The following is a 24,428-nucleotide window of genomic DNA, read 5'->3' as shown; positions in this document are numbered from 1 at the left end:
CGTCTTTGCCAGTTTGGTCGTTCAGTAAGCATCTTCGCAACAGCTTCCGCAGGTTTCTGAACTCGGGAAACGCCACTCCATATGCTCAAACGACGCAGGGACTACATATAGTGCAAGAATTACGCCCACTGGCGCTGTGCGCAGCGCTCACTCTCGGATTCGGCAGCCTGGTGCTGGCGGGTCCCGCGAACGCTGAGGCTCCGCAGACACGGCCAGCACAGCAGACAGATTCATCGCAGGACGAGGTCCAGCAAGAGGTTCTTGACGCGATCTCGGGGTTCGCGGCCTCGACCGGCACCGAGCCAATGGCTGGTGGAGTCAGCTCGGGCGAGGGTGTCGTCATTCTTGTCGATAAGGCCGAAAAAACCGACGAGGTCATCAAGTATGCGGACGCCGTCGCGGATGGGCAGGTCGAAGGCGTACGCCAGGTCGCCTTCGCCGAGAAGGCTCAGGCGTTCGCTGCAACAGACGTTGTGGGTGGTGCCGGCTACATTGCGGAGGATGGCGGAATGATCTACTCCTGCTCCGTCGGTTTCTCCGCGTGGAGCAGCAGCGGCGCTCCGGCATTGATCAGTGCCGGCCACTGCACACATGATGGTGCCCTTACGACCACGGCGCTCAGCAAGCCGTCGACGGAGCCCGCGGTCGGTGGGCCCGGCTACGAGAGCAATGGCACCGGGGTACTCGGCGAATTCGCGTTTTCCCAGCACGGCGGACCGGGAAACTCCAACGGAGCCGAGAACGACCCGAGTTCCACCGACATATCGGTAATCAACGTCACGAACCCCGGTGTGTCAATCTACCCGGCGGTCACCGACTGGTCGGGTGCGCCGAGCGACAACCTCGCCGCCAGCACGCTCCCGGTGCGCAGCGTTGCCAATCCGGTTTCCGGGGCCGTTGCAATGTCCGGCCGGACCACAGGCTTTCGCCAGGGCAAGACACTGACCACGCTTCAGGATGTGCAGGGCAACCCCACTCAGGTCGAGGTCCTCGACGGTTACTGGAAGATTGACGGTCGCTGGGTACATGGCTTCTTGTCGAACGCAGAATCTAATCCGGGGGACTCCGGTGGTGCCGTGATTCAGGGTGATAAGGCGGTCGGCATCGTGAGTGGGGGTCCCGCGAGCGGAGAGTACACTTGGTCAACCCGCCTGAAGGATGCGCTCCCTTACACCGGCGGTTACGAGATTGCGCTGGACATCGCGAAGCCCGCAGTAACAGCTCCGGCGAATAACGGACACGTGCAGCCGGGCACCGCAATCACCGGCACCGCACCCGCGAACGCGGCATCAGTGACGTACACCGTCAACGGCGGCGCTGCGCAGACCGCCCCGGTGAGTGGTGGCACATTCTCGGTCGCAGCCCCGACCGATCGAGGCAACTACAGCTACACATTTGCCGCGACGAACGGGCATAGCCGGTCACAGACGGTCAGCCACGCTCTCGTTGTCGACATGGCAATGCCGACCATTGCTGCGGTTGATACCGACAAGTCACAGATCACCCTGAGCGGCACGGGCATCCCGACCGCGGAGGTCACCGTGACCGTTGATGGCGAGGTCGTTGGCACGGCCACCGTTGGCGCTGGCGGCGACTGGACCCTTGACGTGGAACTGGAGATCGGCGAGCACGCCGTGAGCGCAACTCAGGAGTTCCAGGGGGAGACCTCTCCCGCGGGCACCTCTGTCGCCACGGTGCGTCCGGTCTCCCCGGCCATTACGTCGCTCACCGACGGAGACAGCTTTGCAGCAGAGAAGGCGCCGAGCGCCATCTCGGGCACGGGTATTGACGGCGCGACGGTGAACGTTTCTGTGACGGGGATCACGCGTGCAGCAACGACGTATACGGCAGTTGTCACCAACGGCAAGTGGACCGTTGAACTCGGTGGTGCGCTCCAGGCTGCCAATTACGCGGTTTCCGCAACCCAGACCGTCAATGCGGTGGCTTCGAGGGAAGCAGCCGTGCGCTTTGTCGTCCTGGGTGCAGATTATCTCCCTGCACCGCTCCCCAATGGGGGCGCCACTGACCCCAACGCACTGGCCACCACTGGTAGCCAGCTGCCGCTTGGCGTAGCAACCATCGCGATGCTGCTCGTTGCAGGTGGAGCAGCGGCGCTCGTTGCTCGCCGCAGGGCTGCGAACCGGGCGTAGCGCTGCCGGGTCTTCCTGACCCGGGTTGTGCGAGATCGTACACCAATAGCAGGGCCTCGATCTCGTTTGGGATCGGGGCCCTGCTGCGTATATCGGCCGTGCGCGTTCCGTCTGGCCTTCGGCTTCCACCCGCGCAGTGATAGTTTTCTAGTGGCTGGGGACGCGTCACGCGTGTTGACCTGGCCGCTATTTCCCTATCTGGAGGAACGATATACATGTCCAAGTACCGGGTGCAGAATCCTGCCACGGGCGAGGTTCTCGAGACGTTCGAGGCCGCAACCGATGCGCAGATCGAAGAGGTGCTTGCGAGCGCCGATGCCGTGTACCGAGAGTGGCGGGAGCGGAGCGTGCAGGAGCGCGCCGCTGTCGTGAAGCGGGTCGCCGAGATCTTTTACGAGCGCAAAGAGGAGCTTGCGCGCCTGATCGCGGTGGAGATGGGCAAGTCCATCGCCGAGTCGATCGACGAGGTTGAGTTTGCGGCCTCGATCATTGAGTACTACGCGGTGCACGGGCCCAGCCTGATCACCGATTACGAGATCCCGTCGACGATCCCGGGCAAGGCGTACATCGAGCACCTGCCCGTGGGCGCGCTGCTCGGCGTGATGCCGTGGAATTTCCCCTATTATCAGGTGGCTCGCTTCGCGGCCCCGAACCTGGTGCTGGGGAACACGATCCTGCTCAAGCACGCAGACATCTGCGCGCGTTCGGCACTCACGATCCAGGAGATCATGGAGGAGGCCGGCGTTCCCGTTGGCGGCTACCAGAACGTGTTCGCCTCGCATGATCAGATCGCGACGATCATCGCGGATCCGCGGGTGCAGGGTGTCTCGCTGACCGGCTCTGAGCGGGCGGGCGCAATCATTGGTGCGCAGGCTGGCACACACCTGAAGAAGTGTGTGCTAGAGCTGGGCGGGATCGACCCCATGGTGGTGCTCGACTCCGACAACGTTGCCGATGTTGCGAAGGCGGCCTGGGATTTCCGCGTCTACAACGTCGGCCAGGTGTGCAACTCGAACAAGCGTCTCATCGTGATGGACGATATCTACGATGAGTTTGTGGCGGAGCTTGTGAAGCTGGCCGAGGGGCTCGTGCCCGGCGACCAGCTGAACCTTGCCGATGGTGAGTACGTGCCGCTGTCCTCTCGTGCCGCGGCAGAAACCGTGCACGCGCAGGTGCAGAAGGCTGTTTCCGAGGGGGCGACGATCCTCGCCGGCGGTGTGCTCTCTGAGGGTCCGAGTGCGTACTACGCGCCGACGGTGCTCACCAACGTGCCGCGCGATTCCGAGTCCTACGGCACCGAGATCTTCGGGCCCGTGGCGACCGTGTACCGGGTGTCGAGCGAGCAGGAAGCGCTCGAGCTTGCCAATGATTGTGCGTTTGGTTTGGGCGGTTCGGTGTTCTCGGCCGACGAAGCTCGTGCGACCCGTGTGGCTTCGCGGCTTGAGGTGGGCATGTCTCACGTCAACATCATCGCTGCGGAGGCCGCGGAGATTCCGTTTGGTGGCGTGAAGCAGTCGGGCTTTGGTCGCGAGATGGGTCCGGTCGGGATCGGGGAGTTCGCGAACAAGCGGCTCTTCTTCGTCGCGGCGTAGGTCTCGATTCAGGATCGGCCGGGCCCCGGATCACCAGGGGCTCGGCCGATAGTCCTTCAAGAAGCAGCGATAGCGGGCCTCACGAACCAACAAGCCGGTTGGATACGAGGCGGTTCAGGGAAACCGATTGTTCTGCTGCATCGATCGCGAGCTGTCGGTGAGCCTCCGGAGGGATACGCACCATGAACTTGCCCGAGTACTCGCGATCCGCGATTGCCGCAGGCAAAGCCTCGCCGGTCTTCTTCATATCTTCGAGAACCTCAGAGACCAGCGCTCTAATGCCCTTCAATGCCTCGAGCTGATTATCTGCGGCCCATGAGAGCGATCTAAACTCTGCCACGGTCCCGATGTATGATTCATCATCACCGGACCAGCGCACCCGGTAGGTGTAGTGATCGGCATTCATTTTTTCTCCCCTTTCAGCCTGTCGATTGCGGCGAGCACCTGGCCAACTTGATAGGGTTTCGCCTTCCCCTTGTCATCTTGAATATTCACGCGAGGATCTCCCGCCCACGGCATCCGATATACGCGATGCGAAGTCCCTCGTTGGCGTGGTTCGCCGAAATGCTCATCACACACTTTCGCGAGATCAGAGAAGCGCACGCCTTTTGGGTTCTTCCGCATCTGCTCGATGATTTGCTCAACTCTGACCACAACACAAGAGTATCACTATTGATACTAAAAAGGGATGGATATCACCAGGGGCTCGGCCGATAGTCCTTCAGGAAGCAACCGTACAGATCCTCGCCCGCTTCGCCGCGCACGATCGGGTCGTACACGCGGGCGGCACCATCGACGAGGTCGAGCGGTGCGTGAAAGCCCTCTTCGGCGAGCCGCACCTTTGTGAAGTGCGGACGCTCATCGGTGATCCAACCGGTATCGACCGCGGTCATCAGGATCCGGTCGGTCTCAAACATCTCTTCGGCGCTGGTCCGGGTGAGCATATTCAGCGCCGCCTTCGCCATGTTCGTGTGCGGGTGGCCGGGGCCCTTGTACCGGCGCCCAAACTGCCCCTCCATCGCCGAGACATTCACCACATACGTGCGCCCGGCCTCCGCGGCGGCCATCGAAGCGCGCAGGCGGCTGATGAGCAGGAACGGCGCGGTGGTGTTGCACAGCTGCACCTCGAGCATCTCCAGCGGATCGACCTCCTGCACGTGCTGCACCCAGCTGTTGACGTGAGCAACATCGGGAACCAATCCTCCCGCGTCGATCGCGGTGCCGTCCGCGTGCTTGTCGAGAGACGACGAACCCGCGGTCATCGCGAGAGTACTGAGTTCGCTCGCGTTCAGGCTCTGGGCCAGCCCCGCCGCGATGGTGCCCGCGAGGGTAGTCGGCGCGGATCCCGTGCCGCCAGTGCCGCCTGAAGCTTCGATCGACGCTTCGAGCGCGCGCGGATGCAGCAGTGCTGACTGTCCGAGGATCTCGATCTCCGGCAGCGGCCCGTTGGGGAGCGGCGCAGACTCGGCGTCTGCGAGCAGCGAGTACGAGCCGGGGGAGCGGCGCACGGTTTGCGCGGCGTTGTTGATGAGGATGTCGAGGGGGCCGCGGGCGGCGACGGAGTCTGCGAGCGCAATCACCTGGGCCGGATCACGCAGGTCAATCCCGACGATGCGGAGGCGGTGCAACCAGTCTGCTGCATCGGGCAGCGAGGCGAAGCGGCGGGCGGCATCGCGGGGAAAGCGGGTGGTGATGGTCGTGTGTGCCCCGTCGCGGAGGAGTCGGAGGGCGATGTGCATCCCGATCTTCGCTCGGCCACCGGTCAGAAGCGCGCGTTTCCCGGTGAGGTCCGTGCTCGCGTTGCGTTTGTGGTGGCTGAATTTCGCGCATGCGGGGCACAGCTGGTGGTAAAACGCATCCACCAGTGTGTAGGGCTGCTTGCAGATGTAGCAGTTGCGGGGCTTGATGAGCTCCCCGGCGATCGGGGCATCGGTGCTGGTGCTGAGCGGGATTCCCCGGGTTTCATCATCGATGCGATCCGGCGCGCCGGTTGCCGTTGCGGCGATGACGGCGCGATCGGCGGCAGCGACAGCGTTGCGATTATCCTGACGACGCTTGAGCTTCACCGCCTTGAACATCGCCGAGGTTGCTCTGCGTACCGCGAGAAAATCGGGGTGATCCGCGGGCAGTGCGTACACGGATTCGATGACGCGCAGGGCGAGGGCGAGATCCTCGGGATCGATGCTGGCGGATTCCTGCGGGGTGGGGTCGGTCACTGACTCAATGTTACGGCAGTGCTTGCTCGACCGGCTGCGCTACTGTCGTGCCGCAATAAACAGGCTCGTCGCGTGCGCCGCAGTTTCTGCCAGGAGCTCGAGACATTCCCGCTGGAGTTCAGCGAGAGACCGGGGGCCGGGCGCGATCGAAAATGCGGCTGTGATCCCCGCTTCCCGCGCTTCGTGGGCGGAGATCCCGAGGGATCCGGCAACCACGATCACGGGGGTGCCGGGTTCAGCGTCGGCGCGGATCCGCGAAACGACCTTTCCGTCGAACGACTGCGCATCGAGACGGCCCTCCCCGGTGATGATGAGGTCCGCTCCGGCGAGTGCATCACGGAGACCGATCGACTCGCTCACCAGCTCGGATCCGGGCACCAGTTCGGCGTTGAAGAGCGCAACGAGGCCGAGCGCGAGACCGCCCGCGGCACCGAGACCCGGGAGCGCCTGAAGCACAGTGGGATCCTGCTGGGCCGCGTGAGCGAGCACCTCCGCGAACCGTGCCAGGCCCGCATCTATCCGCTCCACCGCTGCCGCATCCGCCCCCTTTTGCGGCCCGAACACGGCGGCGGCACCCCGCGGCCCGGTCAGCGGGTTATCGACGTCGCAGGCGACGCGAATAGCGATGGCGCGCAGCCGCGAGTCGATCCCGGTCAGGTCGATCCGCGCGAGGCGTGTGAGGTCGCGAGCACCGGCGCGAATCTGCACGCCAGCATTATCGAGCAGTCTCGCGCCGAGCTCGCGGAGCATCCCAGCACCGCCGTCGCTGGTCGCTGAGCCGCCGAGGCACAGCAGTATCTCCGTTGCCCCGGTATCAAGAGCCGCGCGGATCAAGCGCCCTACCCCACCGGAGTCCGCGTCGAGGGGCTGCAATGGCTGGTCCGAAACGGCCGGCAACCCGTTCGCGTCGGCCGTCTCGATGATCGCGATTCGCGCGGCTGAGTCTGACGTCGACGCCTGCTGCCGTGCCAACCCGGAACCAATGCGCCCGCGGCGTGGCCGCCCAAGCGCGTCGGTGGTGGGCACCTCGATGACTTCGCCCTGCCATGCAGAGACGAGTGTGGCGAGCGTACCTTCGCCGCCGTCGGCCATGGGAATCTCGCGGATCGCTGCTCGTTCGCCGATTACTAGCCGCACGCCTTCTGCGAGCGCGCTCGCCGCCTCTGCGGAGGTGCAACTCCCTTTGAACGAGTCGGGTGCGACGGCGACGATGGTGACATCCTGGGTCATGCCGTAAGGCTACGTGATCCTGCGGCGTCGCGTTGCTCCACGTGAAACATTCTCGGGGAGAGCCTGACCAAGCCCGCTACACTCGCACCGTAGAGAAAGGCAGACATGAGCGTACTCGACACCCTCGGCATGGTCGGCGAGATCCTGTCGTGGATCGGCCTGGGGATCGGTGCGCCGCTGCTGCTTATTGCGTTGCTGGTGCGCGCGGGTGATGGTCGGTGGCTGCCGGTTGAGGCGGTCATTGTGACGCAGGGTGACGGTGTGCTGGTGCGCTGGGTCGCCGCGGGTGAGCTGCGCGAGCGGCCGCTCACGGAACCCGAGTATGCAGACCTCGCACACGCGGAAGGATCACTTCCCGCCTTCGTGAGCGAGAAGCGGCCGACCAAACTGCGGTTTGAAGCGCGGCGACCCGTCGTGCACGAGTTGTACGTGGTCGGTCTGACGCTCGCCATCATCGGTGCGGCCAGCCTGGGGTTGTCGTTTGTGCCGATGTTTGTCGGCTGAGGAACCCCTCACTGGCGGGCCGTTTCACCGAGCCTGCTTCCCACGTTCGAGCCTGCGGTTCCTGACGGCAAGTTCGACGGTGAAAGGCAGGGTCAGCGAATGGAAGCTAACTCTCAGGAAAGATCTGCCCGATCGGTTCACGCTTTTCCTGCTGGAAGCGATCTTCTGTGCGGCCTCTCGCCCAATACCCGGAGAGCGACAGCCGCTGCCGGGGGAGCTGCCACTCACCGTTCACGAGTCGGCGCAGAACCTTCATGGACTCGCGCTCGCCGTGCGCGAAGATCTGCACATCGTCGATGGGCTTGCCCCATTCCCGCACCCGGTTGGCGAGCGTCTCAGTGCGGTGTTCGGGATCGACGATCCACTCCACCCGCACTCCGAGTGGCGCAGGCATGGGCGGGATCGCCGCTTCCGATTCCACCTCGATGAACACCGAAACGTTCGCGCCCACGTTGAGTGACTCGAGAGCTGCTGAGATCGCGGGAACAGCGGAGAGATCACCGACGAACAGGTAGCGATCCGCCGCCGGGTCCGGGCGAAAGCCACCGCCGGGTCCGCGCATCACAATCGGCTCACCCGCGCGTGCTGATTCGGCCCAGGGGCCCGCGAGCCCCTCCGCGCCATGCACAACGAAGTCGACGTCGATCGTGCGTGCCGCGTGATCCACGGAACGAACGGTGTAGGTGCGGGTGACGGGGTGCGACTCGGGCGCGGGCGTCGTGAAACCGAGCTTGATGTACTTATCGGTCTCTGGACGATCCTCAAACAGGGCAAATCCTTCGCCGCCAAAAGTCACGCGCACGAGACTCGGTGAGAGCCACTGCTGCGCGATCACTTCCAGCGTGAAGGTGGGCTTTGGCTTTCTCACGGAGGGCTGGGGGGCGGAGGTCATCCCTCCACGGTAGCCGCTTTGTTGCGCCGCGGTAAGGGGCAAAGGGCAGGCGGGGCATCGGAGGTCGAATCTGCAATGAAGTGTCATCTTCGCATTGACGCGCGCAGAAATATCTACAGTGGTACGTATCGCGTCGATCCGGATGGTTCCGGTAACGGTTCATGACCGAAGAGTAGCGGGTTCGAATCCCGCCGTCGCGTCGGATAGGAGATCCCGTGCTGAAGCAGACTTCGGCGTGGGATCCCCGACCTCACCCCGCACGACAACACATCGGAGCCGCAACCATGCAACGAAACGCGCACACCGCAGTGCTGAGTGATCCCGCACGGGAGAGCACCCCAGAATCTCGTCTTGTTCGCCCGGCTCCCGTGCTGTTCGATGAGCGCGAGTACCGCGACGCGGTGGGCGCGTTCGCTTCCGGGGTAACCGTGATCACCACGCAGGGCCCGGCCGGCCCAGTGGGATTCACCTGCCAGTCGTTTTACAGTGTCTCCATTGATCCGCCGCTCGTGTCTTTTTCGATCGCGCGCACCTCGCAGAGTCTGCGGTCATTGCGGGCGCATCGCAACGTTGTCATCAATTTCCTCGGCTCTCAGCAGCGGGAGCTGAGCGGGCAGTTCGCGAGATCCGGAACCGACAAATGGCAAGGAGTCTCGTGGCACCCGTCCGAGTGCAACGGCGCACCCACGCTGGACGGCGTCATTGGATGGGTGGCGGGTGAGATTGAGCGCGAGATTGAGGCGGGGGATCACCTCATCTTCCTCGTGCGGGTGGACGGGCTGTCGACCAATCCCGCGCACGATCCGCTCGTGTTTTACCGTGGCAGGTATCGCGACATCGACTGCTAGTGTCGCGTGCGCTCCCGACCCCGAGTCGGTTCAGCTTGGCACAGTGCTGCCGCGCGAACACCCTGCGCAACCGACCCATCCGGGCACGCACCGGGCCACCATGCCGGTGAATACACTGGTGCAGTTACTCCTGAGGTGAAGCCGGAGGCGGATCCGGCAGCGGATCCCGCGTGCCGCCGCGTTGCGCGCAAGCCCCCGCGAGCACCACACACACGATGCCGACGATCTGGAACAGGTCGGGCACCTGCCGCAGCACGATGAGCCCAAGCACCACCCCAACGGCGGGCTCGACCGCCATCAGGGTGCCGAACGCGGTGTGGGTCATGCGCTTGAGCGCGAGCATTTCGAGCCCGAAAGGCAGCACGGGTGCGAGGAGCGCGAGGCCAGCCGCGATGAGCAGCAAGCGCCAGTCGAGCGTCCCGATGAGCTGCGGTACCCCCACAAATGCGTAGATGATGGCCGCGATCGGCAGGGTGAGCGAGAGCCCACTTACCCCAGAGAAGCGATCCCCCACCTTCTGCGTGAACAGCATATAGGCCCCCAGCCGACACCCGCGAGCAGCGCGAAGCCCACGCCCACGAGGTCAATCTCGCCGTGCCAGGGCTCCGTCATCAGCACTACTCCCACAAACGCGAGCGCGGGCCAGATCAGCATGCGCCGGGTGCCGCTGCGGATCGAGGCGACGGTGAGGGGGCCTAAGAACTCGATGGCGACGGCGGTGCCGAGCGGGATCCGCTCCAGCGCCGAGAGGAACGAAAGGGTCATGAGGCCGGTGGCGGCACCGAGGCCCAGAACCGCAGGAATGTCGCTGCGGCGCATGAGTCGAAGCGGCGGGCGCGCGATGACCAAGAACACGACGGCACCCAGGCTGATGCGCAGCCACGCAATACCGGTCGCTCCGAGCTCCGCGATAAGACCCACTGACAGCGCGCTGCTGAGTTGGATGAACAGCATCGCTGTCACCGCGAGCGACCATGGAGGGGCAGCGGAGATGCGGCGGCGGATCATGACCTACCCAGCGTCTGGCGCGGCGGTATCAGGCCCGCGCCTGCTTTGGTTTCCATGTCCATCAGAGGATCCTAGTGCAAAGTCTGCGCGGAAGAAACTCACCAGAGAGGGCGACTCCGCGCGGCCAGAGCGGGGGCTTAACCGGAACGTTACAAAAGCTTAAGAGGTGTCGTGTGCCGCTGGAACGTGGGAAAGCGCGGACCTGATCCAGCCCCTGTATTGAACGGGGTAGAGACTCTGTACAGGTTCGCCGAACATCGGGCACTACACTCAAACCAAGGTTTCCAACCAAGAAACACCGTCGTAATTTGGAGGATCGATGAAGATTCAATACGCGCTTCCCGCGCTTGCTGCTGCTGCCCTGCTCACCCTCACCGGGTGCGTCACCAACACGGAAGGTCCGGATCGCGAGTCGACCGACACCTCCGGCATCAAGGTTGACGAGGCCGCTGCCGCGCTGTTGCCCGCAGACATCAAGGAATCCGGCGTACTCATTATCGGTACCGACGCATCGTACCCGCCAAACGAATACAAGGATTCCTCCGGCAAAATCGTGGGCTGGGGCGTAGACCTAGCAAATGCGGTGAGCGCGCGCCTCGGCCTCGAACCGAAGTGGGAACAAGCGGGCTTCGACTCGATTATCCCCAGCATCCAGGGCGGCAAGATGAACATGGGATCCTCGTCGTTCACCGATAACGCCGAGCGTCAGAAGACCGTCGACTTCGTCAACTTCTACGAGGCGGGCGTGCTCTGGGCTGCCCCGATCGGCAAGCCCGTTGATCCGGACAATGCGTGTGGCTTCAAGGTGGCTGTGCAGGCCGGCACTTTCCAGCACACCGACGAACTGCCCGCGAAGTCGGAGGCCTGCGTCGCTGCCGGTAAAGCTGCCATCGAGATCTTGCCGTTTGATGGTCAGGCAGAAGCAACTAACGCGGTTGTGCTCGGTCAGGCCGATGCATTCTCGGCAGATTCGCCCGTCACGCTTGACGCGATTAACGCTCAGAAGGACAAGATTGAGGCGTCGGGTGAGTCCTTCGACACAGCGCCCTACGGTTACGCGCTGCCGAAGAATTCGGATCTCACAAAGGCCGTACAGGCTGCCCTGCAGTCGCTCATGGACGACGGCACGTACATGGAGATCCTGACCAAGGCCGGCGTTGAGGATGGGGCGGTCCAGAAAGCCACCATCAACGCGGGCAAGTAACCGCGGTCGCAAGGGATCACTCCAATGTCAGACCGATCAGACGGGTCCGCGGGGGAAGCTCCGCGGACCCAGCCGTTCTATGAGTCCGAGCCTATTGTCGCCGTCAAACTGAAGCATCCGGGGCGAATTGTCCTTGCCATTGTGCTGGTGCTGCTGGCAGCGGCCTTCATTTGGGACGCCGCCAATCGCGAAGCCTTCAACTGGCCCGAGGTCGGCAAGTATCTATTTGATACTCGCATCGTCGCCGCGGCCGGCTACACGCTGCTGCTGACCGTCTATTCGATGATCATCGCGATCATTCTTGGAGTCACGCTCGCGATCATGCGACTGTCACCGAATCCGATCGTGAAGGCAGTTGCCTGGGTCTACCTCTGGATATTCCGCGGCACTCCGGTCTACGTGCAGCTGACCTTCTGGGGCCTGTTCGCGGTGATCTATCCGACGCTCGGGATCGGTTTGCCATTCCTGCCTCCGATCCTTGAGTTTGAGACCAAGGCAATCATGACGGCGTTCACGCTCGCGATTATTGGGCTCGCGCTCAATGAGGCCGCCTACATGGCTGAGATCGTGCGCGCCGGGTTGCTGTCGGTCGATAGCGGTCAAGATGAGGCCGCTATCGCACTTGGCCTCGGCTGGTGGCACACCATGTCCCGAGTGGTGTTGCCGCAGGCAATGCGCGTGATCATTCCACCCACCGGCAACGAGGTTATCTCGATGCTGAAAACCACCTCGCTCGTGACCGCCGTGCCGTTCACGCTCGAGCTGTTCACGAAACAGCGCGACATTGCCGCCGTGACCTACAATCCGGTTCCCATGCTGCTGGTGGTGTCGATCTGGTATCTCGTCGTGACGTCGATCCTGATGGTCGGCCAGTTCTACCTTGAGCGTCACTTCGCTAAGGGGGTCGGGCAGCGGCCCGACGTCATGAAACCGACCGTGGAGACGGCGGCGATCACGTTGCCGGGCGAGGACAACGAGCCCCCACTGCCCCCGGTGGGACAGCACGGCGGAAGCGGAGGAGTGTAGACATGAACGTATCCAGTGCTCCTATGGTGCTCGCTGAGGGCGTCTCAAAGTCATTCGGCAACAATCTCGTGCTGAAGTCGATCTCGCTTGAGGTGAAGCGCGGTGAGGTGCTGTGCCTTGTTGGACCTTCTGGCTCAGGCAAGTCGACGTTCCTGCGCTGCATCAATCACCTTGAGGCTGTCACAGCCGGGCGACTCTCGGTTGACGGTGAGATCGTCGGATACCAGCAGAAGGGCGACAAGCTCTACGAGATGCGCCCGCGCGACGCTGCGAAACAGCGTCGCGATATCGGGATGGTGTTTCAGCGCTTCAACCTCTTCCCGCACATGACCGCGCTTGAAAACGTGATGCTTGCGCCGACGCTTTTGCGCAAGGGGACAAGGCGATCCTGAAGTCGCGCGCGCTTGATCTGCTCGCTCGGGTGGGGCTCGCCGATCGCTGGGACTACTACCCGGCACACCTCTCGGGAGGGCAGCAGCAGCGCGTGGCGATTGCGCGCGCGCTCGCGATGGAGCCGAAGCTGATGCTCTTTGACGAGCCAACCTCAGCACTTGATCCCGAACTGGTGGGCGAGGTGCTCGACGTGATGAAGGGGCTCGCCGAGAGCGGCATGACGATGATCGTCGTCACCCACGAGATGGGCTTCGCGCGCGAGGTCGCCGACAAGCTCGTGTTCATGGACGGCGGCGTCGTCGTGGAGGAGGGCGATCCTGCGGAGGTTCTCTCGAACCCGCAGCGCGAGCGCACCAAAGCGTTCCTCTCGAAGGTGCTGTAAGGCGTTCCGCGGGGCTTCTCGGTTGTCCCGCTCACCTCGAGTGCCCACCATCCCCGCGAGTGCCTACGTTAGCGACATGCGGAAATGGTGGGCACTCGCCGGAGAGGTGGGCGCTCACCGGATGGCCGGGGTTACGAATTGACCCCAAGATCCTTTTTGATCTTCGTGGTGGAGACGCCCTCGGTGCGGTCGAGGTAGATGACCTCGCAGTAGTCGCGGAGCACCTCGAAGCGCGGATCGCCCTCCCAGTCGCCACCCATCACGACGGCGTCGATTTCGTACTTTTGCACGTCCCGAATCTTCTGATCCCAGTCCTGCTCGGGGATTACCAGATCCACGTAGCGCACGGCTTCGAGCATATTCTTGCGAGTATCGAAGTCGTGATAGGTCTTCTTGCCTTTGCCCGCATTGAACTCCTCCGTGGAGGCGGCGACCACGAGGTAGTCTCCGAGATCCCGAGCGCGCTTGAGGAGGCGGATGTGCCCCCAGTGCAGCAAGTCAAAGGTGCCGTAGGTCAAGATACGCTTCATTCCTCCAGTGTACGGTCGACGGCAACCCTGTTGCTTTGCAGCAGAGGCGCGTAGGCTGGCCCGAAAGTCAGACAGGCGAGTCGAGGGGGATACGATGGATCAGCACACACACCGCACACACCTTCCAGATCACGATTCGGATCCGGCGCAGACACCCGGTGACGGTTGGGTGGCTGAGGGCGGAGCATCACACCTGGGTCCTGCTACGCATACGCAAGCGGGTAGGCCCGAAGAGGAAGGCTCCGACGAGGACGCGGAGATATCAGAGCCGCATGAGACGCGGCACTAGCCAAGCAGCAGCATGATGCCCGCGACCGCGGAAACTGCGGCGACGAGTAGGGCGAGGCTGATCAGGACCGCGTGGACGGTGAGAAACCTGGTCGCGCGGCCCTGCTCGTCGCGTGCGCGCGGATCGTTGGCCACTCGCGTCCAGAATCTTGGCCATACGACCACGTTGAAAAACGCATTGAGCAGCAGCATGATTCCAGCGAAAACGGCCATGCTCCCAAGCTTATGCGGTGATGGCGCGGCGGCGCAGTCACTAGGCTTGCGACCATGAGTGACTACCGACAGATCGTGCGCAAATGGGTGAAACCCGAAGACCTGAATCAACACGGGGCGCTGTTCGGCGGGCGCTTGCTGCAGTGGGTTGATGAAGACGCTGCGATCCTCGCCGTGGTGCAGCTCGGTACGACGAGCGTGGTGACCCGGTACATGTCTGAGATCAACTTCAAGGGAAGTGCGGAACGGGGTGACCTTCTCGAACTCGATTTTCGTGTGAGTAGCTTCGGACGCACCTCACTAACGCTCAGCTGCCGGGTCGACAATGCGGTGACGGGGCAGGAGATCCTGACCCTGGATCGTATTGTGTTTGTGGCGGTCGACGATGCGGGCGAGGCGGTGCCGCACGGCGAGACCGAGGCGACGCCTGGCACCGAGCGGTTGCGTCAATAGCGGCTCAGTGCGTTGTGAAAGTCACTCTGCCGCGGGCGCCATGTCGTAGGTGACCCAGGGTGTCTGCTGTGCGCGCCGGTCGTAGAGACTCCGCGCCGTCGTGTTGTCTTCGGCAGTGATCCAGCGCACCAGCGAAGCGCCCTCATCGCGCGCGATCTCAGCGAGCCGCTGCAGAATCGCAGAAGCCGCGCCTGTCCCGCGTGCCTCGGGCAAGGTGAACAGGTCGTCGAGGTAGAGGCCGCGTCCGCCGTCGATCGGCCGAGCGAAGCCGCGGAAGTGCCCGAGGCCCACGAGCTGCCCGTCGAGCGAGGCGACCAGTGCTCGGGTCCCGTGCGCCGGATCCATCAGCCAGCCCCAGACCGTGTCGTAGACCGAGGGGTCGTGCGGCCTTGCGTAGAAGTCGCGGTAGCCGCGGTAGAGCACCGCCCACGCCTCCCGATCCTCTGCGGCGACGGCGCGAACGGTGACAGCGCTCACGATAGCTTTTCCACCTCAACGAACACGATGGGGGAGGCAGAGGTGCGATTCTCAACCCGGTGCTCGGATCCGCCGGGTCGGGTATAGCTCTGCCCCGCAACCAGCTCGGCAACGATCTCGTCGCCTGCTCCCGTGGTGACGTGCATGGTGTCCGTGACCATCGGCACCACCACGTACTCGTGCTCGTGCAGGTGCATGGGGATCACCCCGCCCGGATCGATCGTCCACTCCGTAACGCGGAAGTGCTCGTTCTCCAACTGGACTCTGCTGCGGGAACCTGTGCTCATGATCCTCCTATGGTCGAGTGGTCTCAGCTTAGGTGATTTCGCCAGAGTTAGCGGTGGCGAAGTTCAGGGGCGCGTCCGATTATCTCGGGATGCAGGGCGAGGATGACGTTTGCGAGGGAGAACGGTGAGGTGAGAGATTCTCCGAAGGCCTCCTCGATACGGGTGAGGCGGTACCGGATTGTGTTCGGGTGCACAAACATGACTTCAGCGGTGCGGGTGACGTTCTGCTCTGCTGCCAAGTAGGTGATCAGCGTGTCGAGGAGCTGAGCTGATGCAAGCGGCTTGAGGGTGCGTACGATGCGCTCCCGCAGCTGGCGGGCGTCGACGTGTGAGAGTAGCCAGGTGGAGAGGTCGATTCGATCAATGAGCACGGCTCCGATGTTTTCAGGAGTTTCGGCTGCGCGGGCCCACTGCCGGGCAATGCCGAGCGCGGTTTCAGCCTCTCGGACGCTGTCAGGGACAGCGGAGAGCGCGGAAGAAGGGGCCGAAACACCTATAAGAAAGTCGTGTGCTGTAACCGCAAGCCACTGTGCGCTCGCTTCGGAGTCTGGAATCAAGGCTGCGATCGTTGCAGGGGAATCCATGTCGGCTCTTCGGAGCATTGTGAGGAAGGGCAGGCCCTCAGATCTGGCGCGCCCGATTAGCAGGGAGAGATGGGCTTCGGTCGCGGAACCGTCGCTTAGTGGTGCGATTTCGAGGGCACGAATCGGTGCGTACGCGGGAAAGCGGAACTGTGCCAACTGGTTCCAGAAGCGATGCTCACGCGCCGGCACCACACCGTCGTGGAGGGCCGCGATGAGCTGTTCGTTGTCTCGACGATCTCGCCGAGTCGCACCGTACTGGATGCCGTGGACAGCTCCGAGCAGGCGCTCTGAAGTATCGAGCAGTAGCTCGCCGATCTGGTCGAGGGTGTCGACAGTGCGACTGGCGATGGCGATGACGTGCACGCCATCGCGGAGCGCCACGCGTCGGGTTCGCACATGCCAGCGGCCAATCTCGGTATTGAGGTCGCGTCGATTTGTTGCCGCGACTTCGTTCCAGATGAGCTGTGTCGGTGCTTCGCCGGTGCTTGAGACAACTGAACCCTCGAAGTCATAAATCACCGCGGTCCCACGGCAGAGGGTACTTATGCGGGAGGCGAGAGCGCGGACTGGGTCAATTGCGGAGATGGCCGAGATGAGGGTGTTCGTGATATCGAGAGCGGTGTGCAGGCGGCCAATCTCGTCGAGGGGCTCTTCGGAGGTCAACGTATCCGCTCCCTAGCAATATTGTGTGAACAGGAGGTTTATTGGCCTAATTCTCTTAGCGTTTTAGAAATATTACAAACAGTCTCTCGGAAAGCTTGGTATTTTCTAGTGACCTTGGGCGCAGAGCAAACAAAGGTTAGAGGCATCCGGAACTCAACGAGGAAATCCAGGAGGAGCCCATGAGCAGTGTTCGTGTCGCGGTAGACGTAGGCGGGACATTCACCGACGTCTGTATTTTTGACGACGAGACCAAACAAATGCGCGTCACGAAGGTGCCGTCCACGCCGAGTGATCCGATGATCGCCGTGATGAACGGGGTAGAGCGCGGCAACATTGATCTCAATGAGGTGTCACTTTTCTCCCACGGCACAACAGTCGCGACAAACGCATTGATCACTCGGAACTTTCCGGTTGCGGCGCTGGTCACCACCCGCGGTTTTCGTGATGTGCTTGAAATCCGCGACGGCACCAAGGACGACTTGTGGGATGCGTATAATGATGTTTCGGCGCCCTACATCCGGCGTCGCGACCGTTTCGAGGTGACCGAGCGCATCGATTTCAGCGGTAACACGGTACAGCCACTCGATGAAGAGGAGGCCCGTTCTCTGGCAGAACTGCTGAAGCGCCGGGGAGTTATGACCATTGCGGTCTGCTTTATGAATTCATACGCAAATCCCTCGCACGAGACAAGAATGCGCGAGATTCTGGAGGAAGTCATTCCAGACGCGACTGTGTCGACGTCGGCTGAGATCCTGCCTGAGATTTTTGAGTACCCGCGCTTTAACACCGCAGTCGCGAACGCGGTGCTTGCGCCGCTGGTTTCCGGCTATGTAAACCGGCTGGCTGGGCGTTTGCGGGAGGGTGGTTACGAGGGGATTTGTTGCTGCTGCATTCGGGCGGCGGCTCCATGACGCCCCGCCTCGTCGAGAAATTTCCGGTGCGCCTGGCGGCCTCAGGGATCGCGGCTGGCGCAATCTCAGCGAAACACATCGCGCAACAGTGTGGCTACGAAAACGCCGTTAGCCTCGACATGGGTGGTACGTCCACTGACATTTCCCTTGTCGCTGGGGGAGAGCTTCGCGTTTCGCAGGAGTGGCAGGTCGAGTACGGACATCCGATCATTTTCCCCTCGATTGAGGTGCTCACGATCGGAGCAGGCGGCGGCTCCCTCGCTCACATTGACATTGCGGGATCGCTGCGAAATGGTCCTCAGTCGGCCGGGGCAGATCCGGGGCCAGCCTGTTATGAGACCGGAGGCGATCAGCCGACCAACACGGATGCGAACGTGGTGCTTGGGCGACTCGGAACCTCCCTAGCCGGCGGCGTGAAACAGCTGAACAGCGCACTGGCCGAGTCGGCGATACGGCGCGTAGTTGCGGAGCCGCTCGGTATGGGCCTGGAAGAGGCCGCGCATGCGGTGGTCGCGGTCGCAAACGCAAACATGGCTGATGCGGTGAGATTGGTTTCGATTCGCCGTGGCTACGACCCCCGCGATTTTGCCCTGCTCGCATTTGGTGGAGCGGGAGCCCTGCACGGTGCCGATGTTGCGCGCGAGCTCGGGATCCCAACAGTTGTCGTGCCCCCGAGCCCTGGCGTGACTTCGGCCATGGGATGTCTGCTCGTCGACATTCAGCACGACTTCGCACAGATGCACACCGGCTTGGCTTCTGCTGCGGATGAGGAAGGCATTGAGCAGGCCTTCGTTTCACTTGAGAGTGAGGCAGCGGCGCGACTTCGGCACGAGGGGGTTGCCGACGAGAACGCGGTTCTGCAGCGCAAGATTTCGATGCGTTATCAGGGTCAATGGCGGTCGCTTCAGGTGCCCATGGGATCGGGACCGGGCGCACTTGAGCAGGCCGTTCGTACCTTCCACGAGGAGTACGAGCGTGAGTTCGCATTCCGCCAGGATGATGCGCCCGTAGAGGTATACCAATTGCATCTCGCAGCGGTCGGGAAAATCCCCAAACCCTCGTTCCGGCCCGCTTCGGTCGTAGCTCAGGCACCCGGCACTCCAGCCGAGCGTCGTCCCGTGTTCTTCGGTGAGGACGGGTGGCTTGAGACCCCCGTGTATGACCGAAGCGAACTTGCTGCTGGCACCGCTTTCGTGGGGCCGGCGATTATCAACCAACTCGATTCCACTACTGTTGTGCCCCCGCACACCCGAGCTGAAATCGACGAATGGCTCAACATTCGCATTCACCTTGAGGAGATCAACCGATGAGTGATAAAGCCAAAGTAGCCACGGGAACTGCTCGCCAGACGGCGCTTGACCCAGTGACATTCGAGGTTTTGAAGAACGCATTCGCCACGAGCGTCGACCTAATGAGTGAGCAGATCCTGCGTACCTGCTACTCGTTTGTCATCTACTCTCGTGATTTCTCGTCAGCGCTCTGCGATGCAAATGGCAACACCGTTATGCAGGGCTCAGGCGACATCGCGGTTCACGTTGGAACACTTCATTTCCAGGCAAAAGCCGTGATCGAGGAGTTCCCCGACGATATACACCCCGGTGACGTTTTCGCGATCAATGATCCGTACCGTGGTGGTACACATTTCAACGATGTTTCATTTGTGCGGCCGATCTTCTCAGAGGGGCGTATCATCGCGTTTGCCCAGAATAAGGGGCACTGGGCGGATATCGGTGGCAAGGTTCCAGGTTCGTTTGACGTATCTGCAGCGGAGCATTTTGGTGAAGGCCTGCGGATCACCCCTATCCGAGTATGGTCAAAGGGAAAGTTCTTGCATGATGTCGCCCAGCTACTCGTCGCAAATACCCGTGCTCCTGAACAGGCGATGGGGGACTTGCATGCCCAGTCAGAGGCAACAGCTGTTTGTGAGCGCGAGGTACTGCGGCTGGTAGACCGTTACGGCACCAGCACGGTCGAGATGGCGATGCAGGAGACTCAGGACTATGTCGAGCGCACGGTTCGCAGACGACTTGCGGAGTTGCCTCAGGGCCGGTGGGAAACCGTCGACTACATGGATGTTGATCCTGGTAAGTCCGAGGGCCTCGTTCCCATCAAGATCGTGATGACGCTTGACGGGGAAGGAATCCATTACAACCTTGTGGGCAGCGCTGAGGTTGTCGACACCTTTTTGAACTCAGGTTACGGCACGACCTTTTCGGCGATCTACGCGGGCACCAAGACCTTTTTCCCAGATGTGCCGCTGAATTCAGGGTTCTACGCGGCAGTCACCGCTGATATTGGCCCCGAAGGTACAGTGGTGAATGCGGGTTGGCCCTTTGCGGTGACCGGATTCTGCTCTGGTCCCTACGAGAAGTTGATGAACGGAATTTTCGAAATCTGGTCGCAGATCATGCCGGAGCGCGCCATGGCGTGTGCCTTTAACCTCGAGTATCTGCTCGTTGGCGGACGTGATGCCCGCCGTGAAGAGAACCCATACTTCATGTGGTACGACTGGATGGCCGGTGGGTGGGGTGGCCGCTCCTCCAAAGACGGCTCGAACTCGACGGCGCCTGTGTTTGGCGTGGGACTCGCAGTGCAGGCGTGCGAAGGTCAAGAACGTCTCACTCCGGTGATCACTACCATGCACCAAATCGGCACCGATTCGGGGGGCCCGGGCCGATTCCGCGGAGGTTGCGGCGTGGAAAAGGGAGGCACTCTCACCGACGCCGAGGCATCTGTAATGAGCTATTGCTGCGATCGTGCTCGTTCGATCACCTGGGGTATCGAGGGTGGTCTGCCATCGATACCACACGGTGTCTGGCTAAATCGTGACACTGAAAATGAACGCTTCCTTGGGTCCATCTTCTCTTCAGTCCCCGTAGAACCCGGAGACACCTTCTACCGGCCATCTGCTGGAGGCGGTGGGTTCGGTGATCCACTAGATCGCACACCCGAGGAAGTGCTCGAAGACGTGATCGATGAGTATGTCTCAGTGGAACGGGCGGCAGAAGATTACGGCGTGGTGATCTTCGTGATCGATCGTGAGCTGGATCAGTATGAGATCGCGCGTGAAGCCACGGCCGAGAAACGCGCTTGGATACGAGAGAATCGCGCGTCATGGTTGGAGACTGACCCAGGTAGTGTCGCTGAGCGTTATCGCTCGGGGGAACTCGGCCTGCTTGATGTGATCCGTCGACACGGCGTCATTCTCGATTGGGGTACGGGCGAGCTCTTTGACGAGACGACTCGGCAGCATCGTGAACAAATGTCCCGCCGTTCTGCGGCGCACTGGGCAGCATAGGCAAAGAAGCAATCTGCTCGGACTGACTGGGGCGCGACCGCAATGCGCTCAGGCCCCCTTATTCCAATTGTGCATATGACCTAAATATTCCTTCTCATTCCGGCGTTCGCACAGCGCGGTAGCGACGCTCGGCTCACGACAATGAGATGGCGAGGCGAATTCCTTGGCGCGGAAGCCGAGGTTCGCCCGGGGTGGACACCGGGCGCCCTTTTGACATCAAAGCAGCTGGACACCAATGGAGGTAAGAACAGTGGGTCTCAATTTAACCGGGAGCAACACGGACGTCGAGGCAACTGACGCTCTGGCTCGCAAGGGTGATGATCAAGACCAGATGAGCCGTGGCAAGCTCACGATGGCCTGGTACGGTACCGCAAGCGCATTTTTCTTCGTCTACATTGGTGCCGCGATGGCCGTCGCTTACGGCACTGTAAACGCGATCATCGGTATCGTGTTGACGATCATTGTCTATGGCCTGATCAACACGGTGTTGTCGCGCTACGCGATCAACAACCGCACCACGGTAGCGCAGTTTTCCCGCACCATCCTTGGCAACGCGGGATCAGCAATCGCGATGATCATTTTCGCGCTGATCGCGATCTACTATGCGGTCTTCGAGGGATCGATCGTGGCCTACGCCTTCATGACCGCGTTTGGCGGTGAAATGTGGATGTGGAGTCTCATCGTGGTGGTCTACTCGACACCGTTGATCCTGGGCGGGGTGCGCCGTTTCCTGGACAAGATCAACGGCCTGCTCATGCCGGTGTACTTCTTCGGACTGGTTGCCGCGGTGATCTGGGCGGGTGTGCAGTACGGCTTCAGCGATACCTGGCTGACGCAGACACCGGATCTTCCCGTGCCGGTGGCGATGGGTGGGCCCGGCTGGCTTGCGACGTTCGCCGGCTACATGGGCGTGTGGATCATGATGATGTTCACGATGGATTTCGCTTCCCTCGGTAAGCGCAAGGACATCAAGTACCACCAGAGGGTTACCTTTGGGCCACTGTTCTACACGCTCGCCTACGGCTTCTCCGCATTCGTCGGCATCTTCCTCACCTTCACCATTCCGGGTATCGATGCCTCTGAAACCGGGCTTGCGGGCGGGCTCGTCAGCCTGATGGGGGTGTTCGGTCTGATCGTGGTCATCGCCACGCAGACCCGCATCAACACCGCGAACTACTACTTGGGTGCCGCGAATCTTCGTGCCTTCGGTGAGAAAGTCTTCCGCCTCAAGATGCCGAACGTCGTCTGGGTGATCCTCTCCTCTGTCATCATCTACCTCTTCATGCTGCTCCCGGTGGTGCAGTACATCCTTATTGCGCTCGCGTGGCAGGGGGTGCTGGTGACCGCGTGGGTGGCGATCGCGCTGACGCACATTCTGCTCGGTCGCTGGCGCAACGAGGAGCATGCGGCGATCGATGACCAGCACTACAAGGCCTTCAATGGCAACGGCCTCGCCGCGTGGATCGTGGCCACCGTTATCGGAATCGTCATGCTGCAGCTCGGATCAGTGAACCCGGATCTCGCCGGAGTCGGGGCGACCTGGGGGCCGATCCTGACCGCGATATCCGCCGCCCTCGTCTACGGTGTGCTCTGGAAAACGAATCCGGTGAGCCGCACGGGGCTCATCAAGGTGGTGGGGGTGTAGCGGGCAGCCGGATCCAGCGCCCCGAATGGCGAGCGCGCGGTTCAGTGTTGAGAGTGCGTCTCGGAACCGCACTCTCAACACTGAACCGCATCTTCGGCGCTGAACCTGGGGTCTGACGGCCTAGTACGGCTCAAGCTCCACCAGCCGCAACGCCATCAAGCAGGTGGCGCGACCGTCGAGGGTGTCGAGTGAGATACCGAGGAGCTCCTCGATACGGCGCAGCCGGTAGCTCAGCGAGTTGCGGTGGATGAAGAGTTCCTCGCAGGTGCGCGAGGGCTGGGCGTCGTTGCGCAGCCACGTGCGCAGCGTGGGGAGCAACTCGGTGGTGCGCTGCTCGTCGTGCTCGACGAGGGGGCAAGAAACCGTTCCGCGGATTCGCGGGCACCCCGACCAGCTGCCGCGGCAACCACCGCACTCAGGCCGAGCACCGGAGCGAGCACCGGGCGCTTCACGTGGTGCACAAGGTCGAGCGCGTGGACGAGCGCAATGCGGAGTTCGTCGATGGTGTGGGTGGGGCCACGCAGCACCAGGGGGAGTTCCGGGTGGACGGCGAGCAGTCCATCCATGGCCTCGGCGAAGGCCTCGCGCGGAAACTGCACCAGCGCAATGAGCTGGTTGTCGAGTTCGGCGATACGCACATCGTGAAATCTGTCGTGCAGTGCGACGCGTAGTTTCCACGCGGCGGCTGCGTGGTCGCCACTGATGTCAGCGACGAGCAGTGTGGTCTCGGCGCGGCGGCTGAGACCAAGCTCGTGGAAGGCGTTTGCGACGTCACTGCGGGTGGATTCTGACCACCCGACGCAGCGGTTCACGAAGCGCAGCATGTCTTGATGACTGCTGGCATCGACCGCGACCGAGCGGTTGAGCTGCAGCGCGAGAATCGACGTGACGGGTGCCAGCAACGCTTCATACTCGCTCGAAAGTCCGTACAAGCGCACGGCCAGTTGACACGGATTGCTGAGGCCCATGGGCAGTGGCACGGTCAAGACATCGAGCTGCTCGGCGTAGTTCGCGCCGGTGCGCCAGGTCACGGCCTCCGGGTACTGCGCGATCAGGGAGCCAAACGCGTCGTAGACCGCAATCGGAGACTTCAGCGCCGCGTAAATGGCCGCAAGCAGGGTGGAGACCTCGGCGCCCTGACTGGCGAGACGGGCGCACTCGTCGGCGAGCGACCAGCCGAGATCCAGCCTGGCGATGTGTTCGGCCTGCAGCATGTTTTCAACGTGCTGATCGATTTTTAGCAGCGGCACCGTCGTAGGAACCTCGAGGAGGGGAAGATCGTGGGAGGTGCACGCCGTGACCAGGCCCTTGGGGAGTGTGGTGTGCGCGGTGCCGACGGCAAAAGCGAGTGCCGCAACGGGCACCCGAGTGAGCCGTTCCACGTAGCCATCCCAGATGCTCTGTTCGGTGAAGTTCATGCCGATCCCCGATGTCAAGAGCAACACGTTGGCATCGAGAAACGGGGTCGGATCGAGGTGCTCCGTGGGTGCGCAACGAGCGATCTCCTGACCGAGTCGTTTCGGGCCGGAGGGGGTCTCCAGGCGTAGCTGGAGCGAGTGCTCCGTCAGGAGGTCCGCCACTCTCATCTCTCACTCCTCGGTCATCTGCACAAACCCAGATTCAAATTTCTTGCA

The 24,428-nt window shown here is 62.3% G+C and carries 25 protein-coding genes and 1 pseudogene; 12 read left to right on the top strand and 14 right to left on the bottom strand.

What is annotated here, in order from left to right:
* Positions 1–110: 110 nt before the first annotated feature.
* Together G7067_RS02360 and G7067_RS02355 are read left to right on the top strand one after the other, a co-directional pair.
* A complete protein-coding gene (locus G7067_RS02360) occupies positions 111–2,150 on the top strand; it encodes a trypsin-like serine protease (protein WP_166321675.1) in 2,040 nt (679 codons plus the stop codon).
* Between the two features lie 215 nt (positions 2,151–2,365).
* Entirely contained in the window at positions 2,366–3,742 is a 1,377-nt protein-coding gene (locus G7067_RS02355; RefSeq protein WP_166321673.1) for an NAD-dependent succinate-semialdehyde dehydrogenase, read from the top strand.
* Positions 3,743–3,821: 79 nt separating this feature from the next.
* Here G7067_RS02355 and G7067_RS02350 read toward each other — a convergent pair whose 3' ends face one another.
* The 4 genes from G7067_RS02350 to G7067_RS02335 are packed head-to-tail and all read right to left on the bottom strand — an operon-like array spanning position 3,822 to position 7,188.
* Positions 3,822–4,148 (bottom strand): type II toxin-antitoxin system HicB family antitoxin, encoded by a 327-nt coding sequence (locus tag G7067_RS02350; protein ID WP_166321671.1) that lies wholly within the window; start codon positions 4,146–4,148, stop codon positions 3,822–3,824.
* Positions 4,145–4,396, bottom strand: coding sequence for a toxin HicA (locus G7067_RS02345; protein WP_166321669.1), 252 nt, complete (start codon positions 4,394–4,396; stop codon positions 4,145–4,147). The genes G7067_RS02350 and G7067_RS02345 overlap by 4 nt, the downstream gene beginning before the upstream one ends.
* Before the next feature lie 41 nt (positions 4,397–4,437).
* Positions 4,438–5,958, bottom strand: coding sequence for an SDR family NAD(P)-dependent oxidoreductase (locus G7067_RS02340; protein WP_166321667.1), 1,521 nt, complete (start codon positions 5,956–5,958; stop codon positions 4,438–4,440).
* Between the two features lie 39 nt (positions 5,959–5,997).
* Entirely contained in the window at positions 5,998–7,188 is a 1,191-nt protein-coding gene (locus G7067_RS02335) for a glycerate kinase (protein ID WP_166321665.1), read from the bottom strand.
* Between the two features lie 105 nt (positions 7,189–7,293).
* On the opposite strand from G7067_RS02335, the gene G7067_RS02330 reads away from it, so the two are divergent.
* Entirely contained in the window at positions 7,294–7,692 is a 399-nt protein-coding gene (locus G7067_RS02330) for a hypothetical protein (RefSeq protein ID WP_166321663.1), read from the top strand.
* 106 nt (positions 7,693–7,798) lie between these two features.
* Here G7067_RS02330 and G7067_RS02325 read toward each other — a convergent pair whose 3' ends face one another.
* Positions 7,799–8,584, bottom strand: a complete 786-nt coding sequence (locus tag G7067_RS02325; RefSeq protein WP_166321661.1) for a siderophore-interacting protein — start codon at positions 8,582–8,584, stop codon at positions 7,799–7,801.
* A gap of 215 nt (positions 8,585–8,799) precedes the next feature.
* Between G7067_RS02325 and G7067_RS02320 the strand changes: the two genes are divergently transcribed.
* Positions 8,800–9,432, top strand: coding sequence for a flavin reductase family protein (locus G7067_RS02320; RefSeq protein ID WP_244301204.1), 633 nt, complete (start codon positions 8,800–8,802; stop codon positions 9,430–9,432).
* Between the two features lie 124 nt (positions 9,433–9,556).
* Here the strand turns inward: G7067_RS02320 and G7067_RS14800 are convergent, their stop codons facing one another.
* Both G7067_RS14800 and G7067_RS14795 read right to left on the bottom strand, forming a co-directional pair.
* Positions 9,557–9,964 (bottom strand): EamA family transporter, encoded by a 408-nt coding sequence (locus G7067_RS14800; RefSeq protein WP_341872860.1) that lies wholly within the window; start codon positions 9,962–9,964, stop codon positions 9,557–9,559.
* Positions 9,922–10,440, bottom strand: coding sequence for an EamA family transporter (locus tag G7067_RS14795; protein WP_341872859.1), 519 nt, complete (start codon positions 10,438–10,440; stop codon positions 9,922–9,924). Before G7067_RS14795 ends, G7067_RS14800 begins: the two co-directional genes overlap by 43 nt.
* 319 nt (positions 10,441–10,759) lie before the next feature.
* Here G7067_RS14795 and G7067_RS02310 point away from each other — a divergent pair, with 319 nt between their 5' ends.
* The 3 genes and pseudogenes from G7067_RS02310 (at position 10,760) to G7067_RS02300 (ending at position 13,445) form a co-directional block, all read left to right on the top strand.
* On the top strand, positions 10,760–11,644 hold the full coding sequence (locus tag G7067_RS02310; protein ID WP_166321659.1) for an ABC transporter substrate-binding protein: 885 nt from the start codon (positions 10,760–10,762) through the stop codon (positions 11,642–11,644).
* A 24-nt stretch (positions 11,645–11,668) separates the two neighbouring features.
* Positions 11,669–12,670 carry an amino acid ABC transporter permease gene (locus tag G7067_RS02305; RefSeq protein ID WP_166321657.1) on the top strand — a complete coding sequence of 334 codons (1,002 nt, stop codon included), beginning with the start codon at positions 11,669–11,671 and terminating at the stop codon, positions 12,668–12,670.
* Positions 12,671–12,693: 23 nt separating this feature from the next.
* A pseudogene (locus G7067_RS02300) lies at positions 12,694–13,445 on the top strand (amino acid ABC transporter ATP-binding protein).
* A gap of 131 nt (positions 13,446–13,576) precedes the next feature.
* On the opposite strand, the gene tagD reads toward G7067_RS02300, so the two are convergent.
* Entirely contained in the window at positions 13,577–13,975 is a 399-nt protein-coding gene (tagD, locus tag G7067_RS02295; RefSeq protein WP_166321655.1) for a glycerol-3-phosphate cytidylyltransferase, read from the bottom strand.
* Positions 13,976–14,260: 285 nt separating this feature from the next.
* On the bottom strand, positions 14,261–14,476 hold the full coding sequence (locus G7067_RS02290) for an SCO4848 family membrane protein (protein WP_166321653.1): 216 nt from the start codon (positions 14,474–14,476) through the stop codon (positions 14,261–14,263).
* Positions 14,477–14,530: 54 nt separating this feature from the next.
* Here G7067_RS02290 and G7067_RS02285 point away from each other — a divergent pair, with 54 nt between their 5' ends.
* On the top strand, positions 14,531–14,929 hold the full coding sequence (locus G7067_RS02285) for an acyl-CoA thioesterase (protein WP_166321651.1): 399 nt from the start codon (positions 14,531–14,533) through the stop codon (positions 14,927–14,929).
* A gap of 21 nt (positions 14,930–14,950) precedes the next feature.
* Here the strand turns inward: G7067_RS02285 and G7067_RS02280 are convergent, their stop codons facing one another.
* Genes G7067_RS02280 through G7067_RS02270 form a run of 3 tightly spaced genes read right to left on the bottom strand, consistent with a single transcriptional unit; the run spans position 14,951 to position 16,940 of the window.
* Positions 14,951–15,406: a GNAT family N-acetyltransferase gene (locus G7067_RS02280; RefSeq protein WP_166321649.1), complete on the bottom strand. Its 456-nt coding sequence runs from the start codon at positions 15,404–15,406 to the stop codon at positions 14,951–14,953.
* Positions 15,403–15,693 (bottom strand): cupin domain-containing protein, encoded by a 291-nt coding sequence (locus G7067_RS02275; RefSeq protein WP_166321647.1) that lies wholly within the window; start codon positions 15,691–15,693, stop codon positions 15,403–15,405. Before G7067_RS02275 ends, G7067_RS02280 begins: the two co-directional genes overlap by 4 nt.
* 47 nt (positions 15,694–15,740) lie before the next feature.
* A complete protein-coding gene (locus tag G7067_RS02270; protein ID WP_244301203.1) occupies positions 15,741–16,940 on the bottom strand; it encodes a PucR family transcriptional regulator in 1,200 nt (399 codons plus the stop codon).
* Between the two features lie 179 nt (positions 16,941–17,119).
* Here G7067_RS02270 and G7067_RS14790 point away from each other — a divergent pair, with 179 nt between their 5' ends.
* From G7067_RS14790 to G7067_RS02255, 4 genes are all read left to right on the top strand, one after another.
* Positions 17,120–17,851: a hydantoinase/oxoprolinase N-terminal domain-containing protein gene (locus tag G7067_RS14790; protein ID WP_341872858.1), complete on the top strand. Its 732-nt coding sequence runs from the start codon at positions 17,120–17,122 to the stop codon at positions 17,849–17,851.
* Complete coding sequence (locus G7067_RS02265) at positions 17,821–19,161, top strand: hydantoinase/oxoprolinase family protein (protein WP_341872857.1); 1,341 nt, start codon at positions 17,821–17,823, stop codon at positions 19,159–19,161. The genes G7067_RS14790 and G7067_RS02265 overlap by 31 nt, the downstream gene beginning before the upstream one ends.
* Positions 19,158–21,149 (top strand): hydantoinase B/oxoprolinase family protein, encoded by a 1,992-nt coding sequence (locus tag G7067_RS02260; RefSeq protein ID WP_166321645.1) that lies wholly within the window; start codon positions 19,158–19,160, stop codon positions 21,147–21,149. Before G7067_RS02265 ends, G7067_RS02260 begins: the two co-directional genes overlap by 4 nt.
* A 250-nt stretch (positions 21,150–21,399) precedes the next feature.
* Positions 21,400–22,794: a purine-cytosine permease family protein gene (locus tag G7067_RS02255; RefSeq protein WP_166321643.1), complete on the top strand. Its 1,395-nt coding sequence runs from the start codon at positions 21,400–21,402 to the stop codon at positions 22,792–22,794.
* Between the two features lie 120 nt (positions 22,795–22,914).
* Here G7067_RS02255 and G7067_RS15110 read toward each other — a convergent pair whose 3' ends face one another.
* Both G7067_RS15110 and G7067_RS02245 read right to left on the bottom strand, forming a co-directional pair.
* On the bottom strand, positions 22,915–23,112 hold the full coding sequence (locus G7067_RS15110) for a helix-turn-helix domain-containing protein (RefSeq protein WP_166321641.1): 198 nt from the start codon (positions 23,110–23,112) through the stop codon (positions 22,915–22,917).
* Positions 23,025–24,380 carry a PucR family transcriptional regulator ligand-binding domain-containing protein gene (locus G7067_RS02245; RefSeq protein WP_166321639.1) on the bottom strand — a complete coding sequence of 452 codons (1,356 nt, stop codon included), beginning with the start codon at positions 24,378–24,380 and terminating at the stop codon, positions 23,025–23,027. Before G7067_RS02245 ends, G7067_RS15110 begins: the two co-directional genes overlap by 88 nt.
* Between the last annotated feature and the right edge of the window lie 48 nt (positions 24,381–24,428).

Origin of the sequence: Leucobacter insecticola (genome assembly GCF_011382965.1) — a bacterium.
GTDB lineage: Bacteria > Actinomycetota > Actinomycetes > Actinomycetales > Microbacteriaceae > Leucobacter > Leucobacter insecticola.
This window is presented reverse-complemented; position numbering and strand designations above follow the sequence as displayed.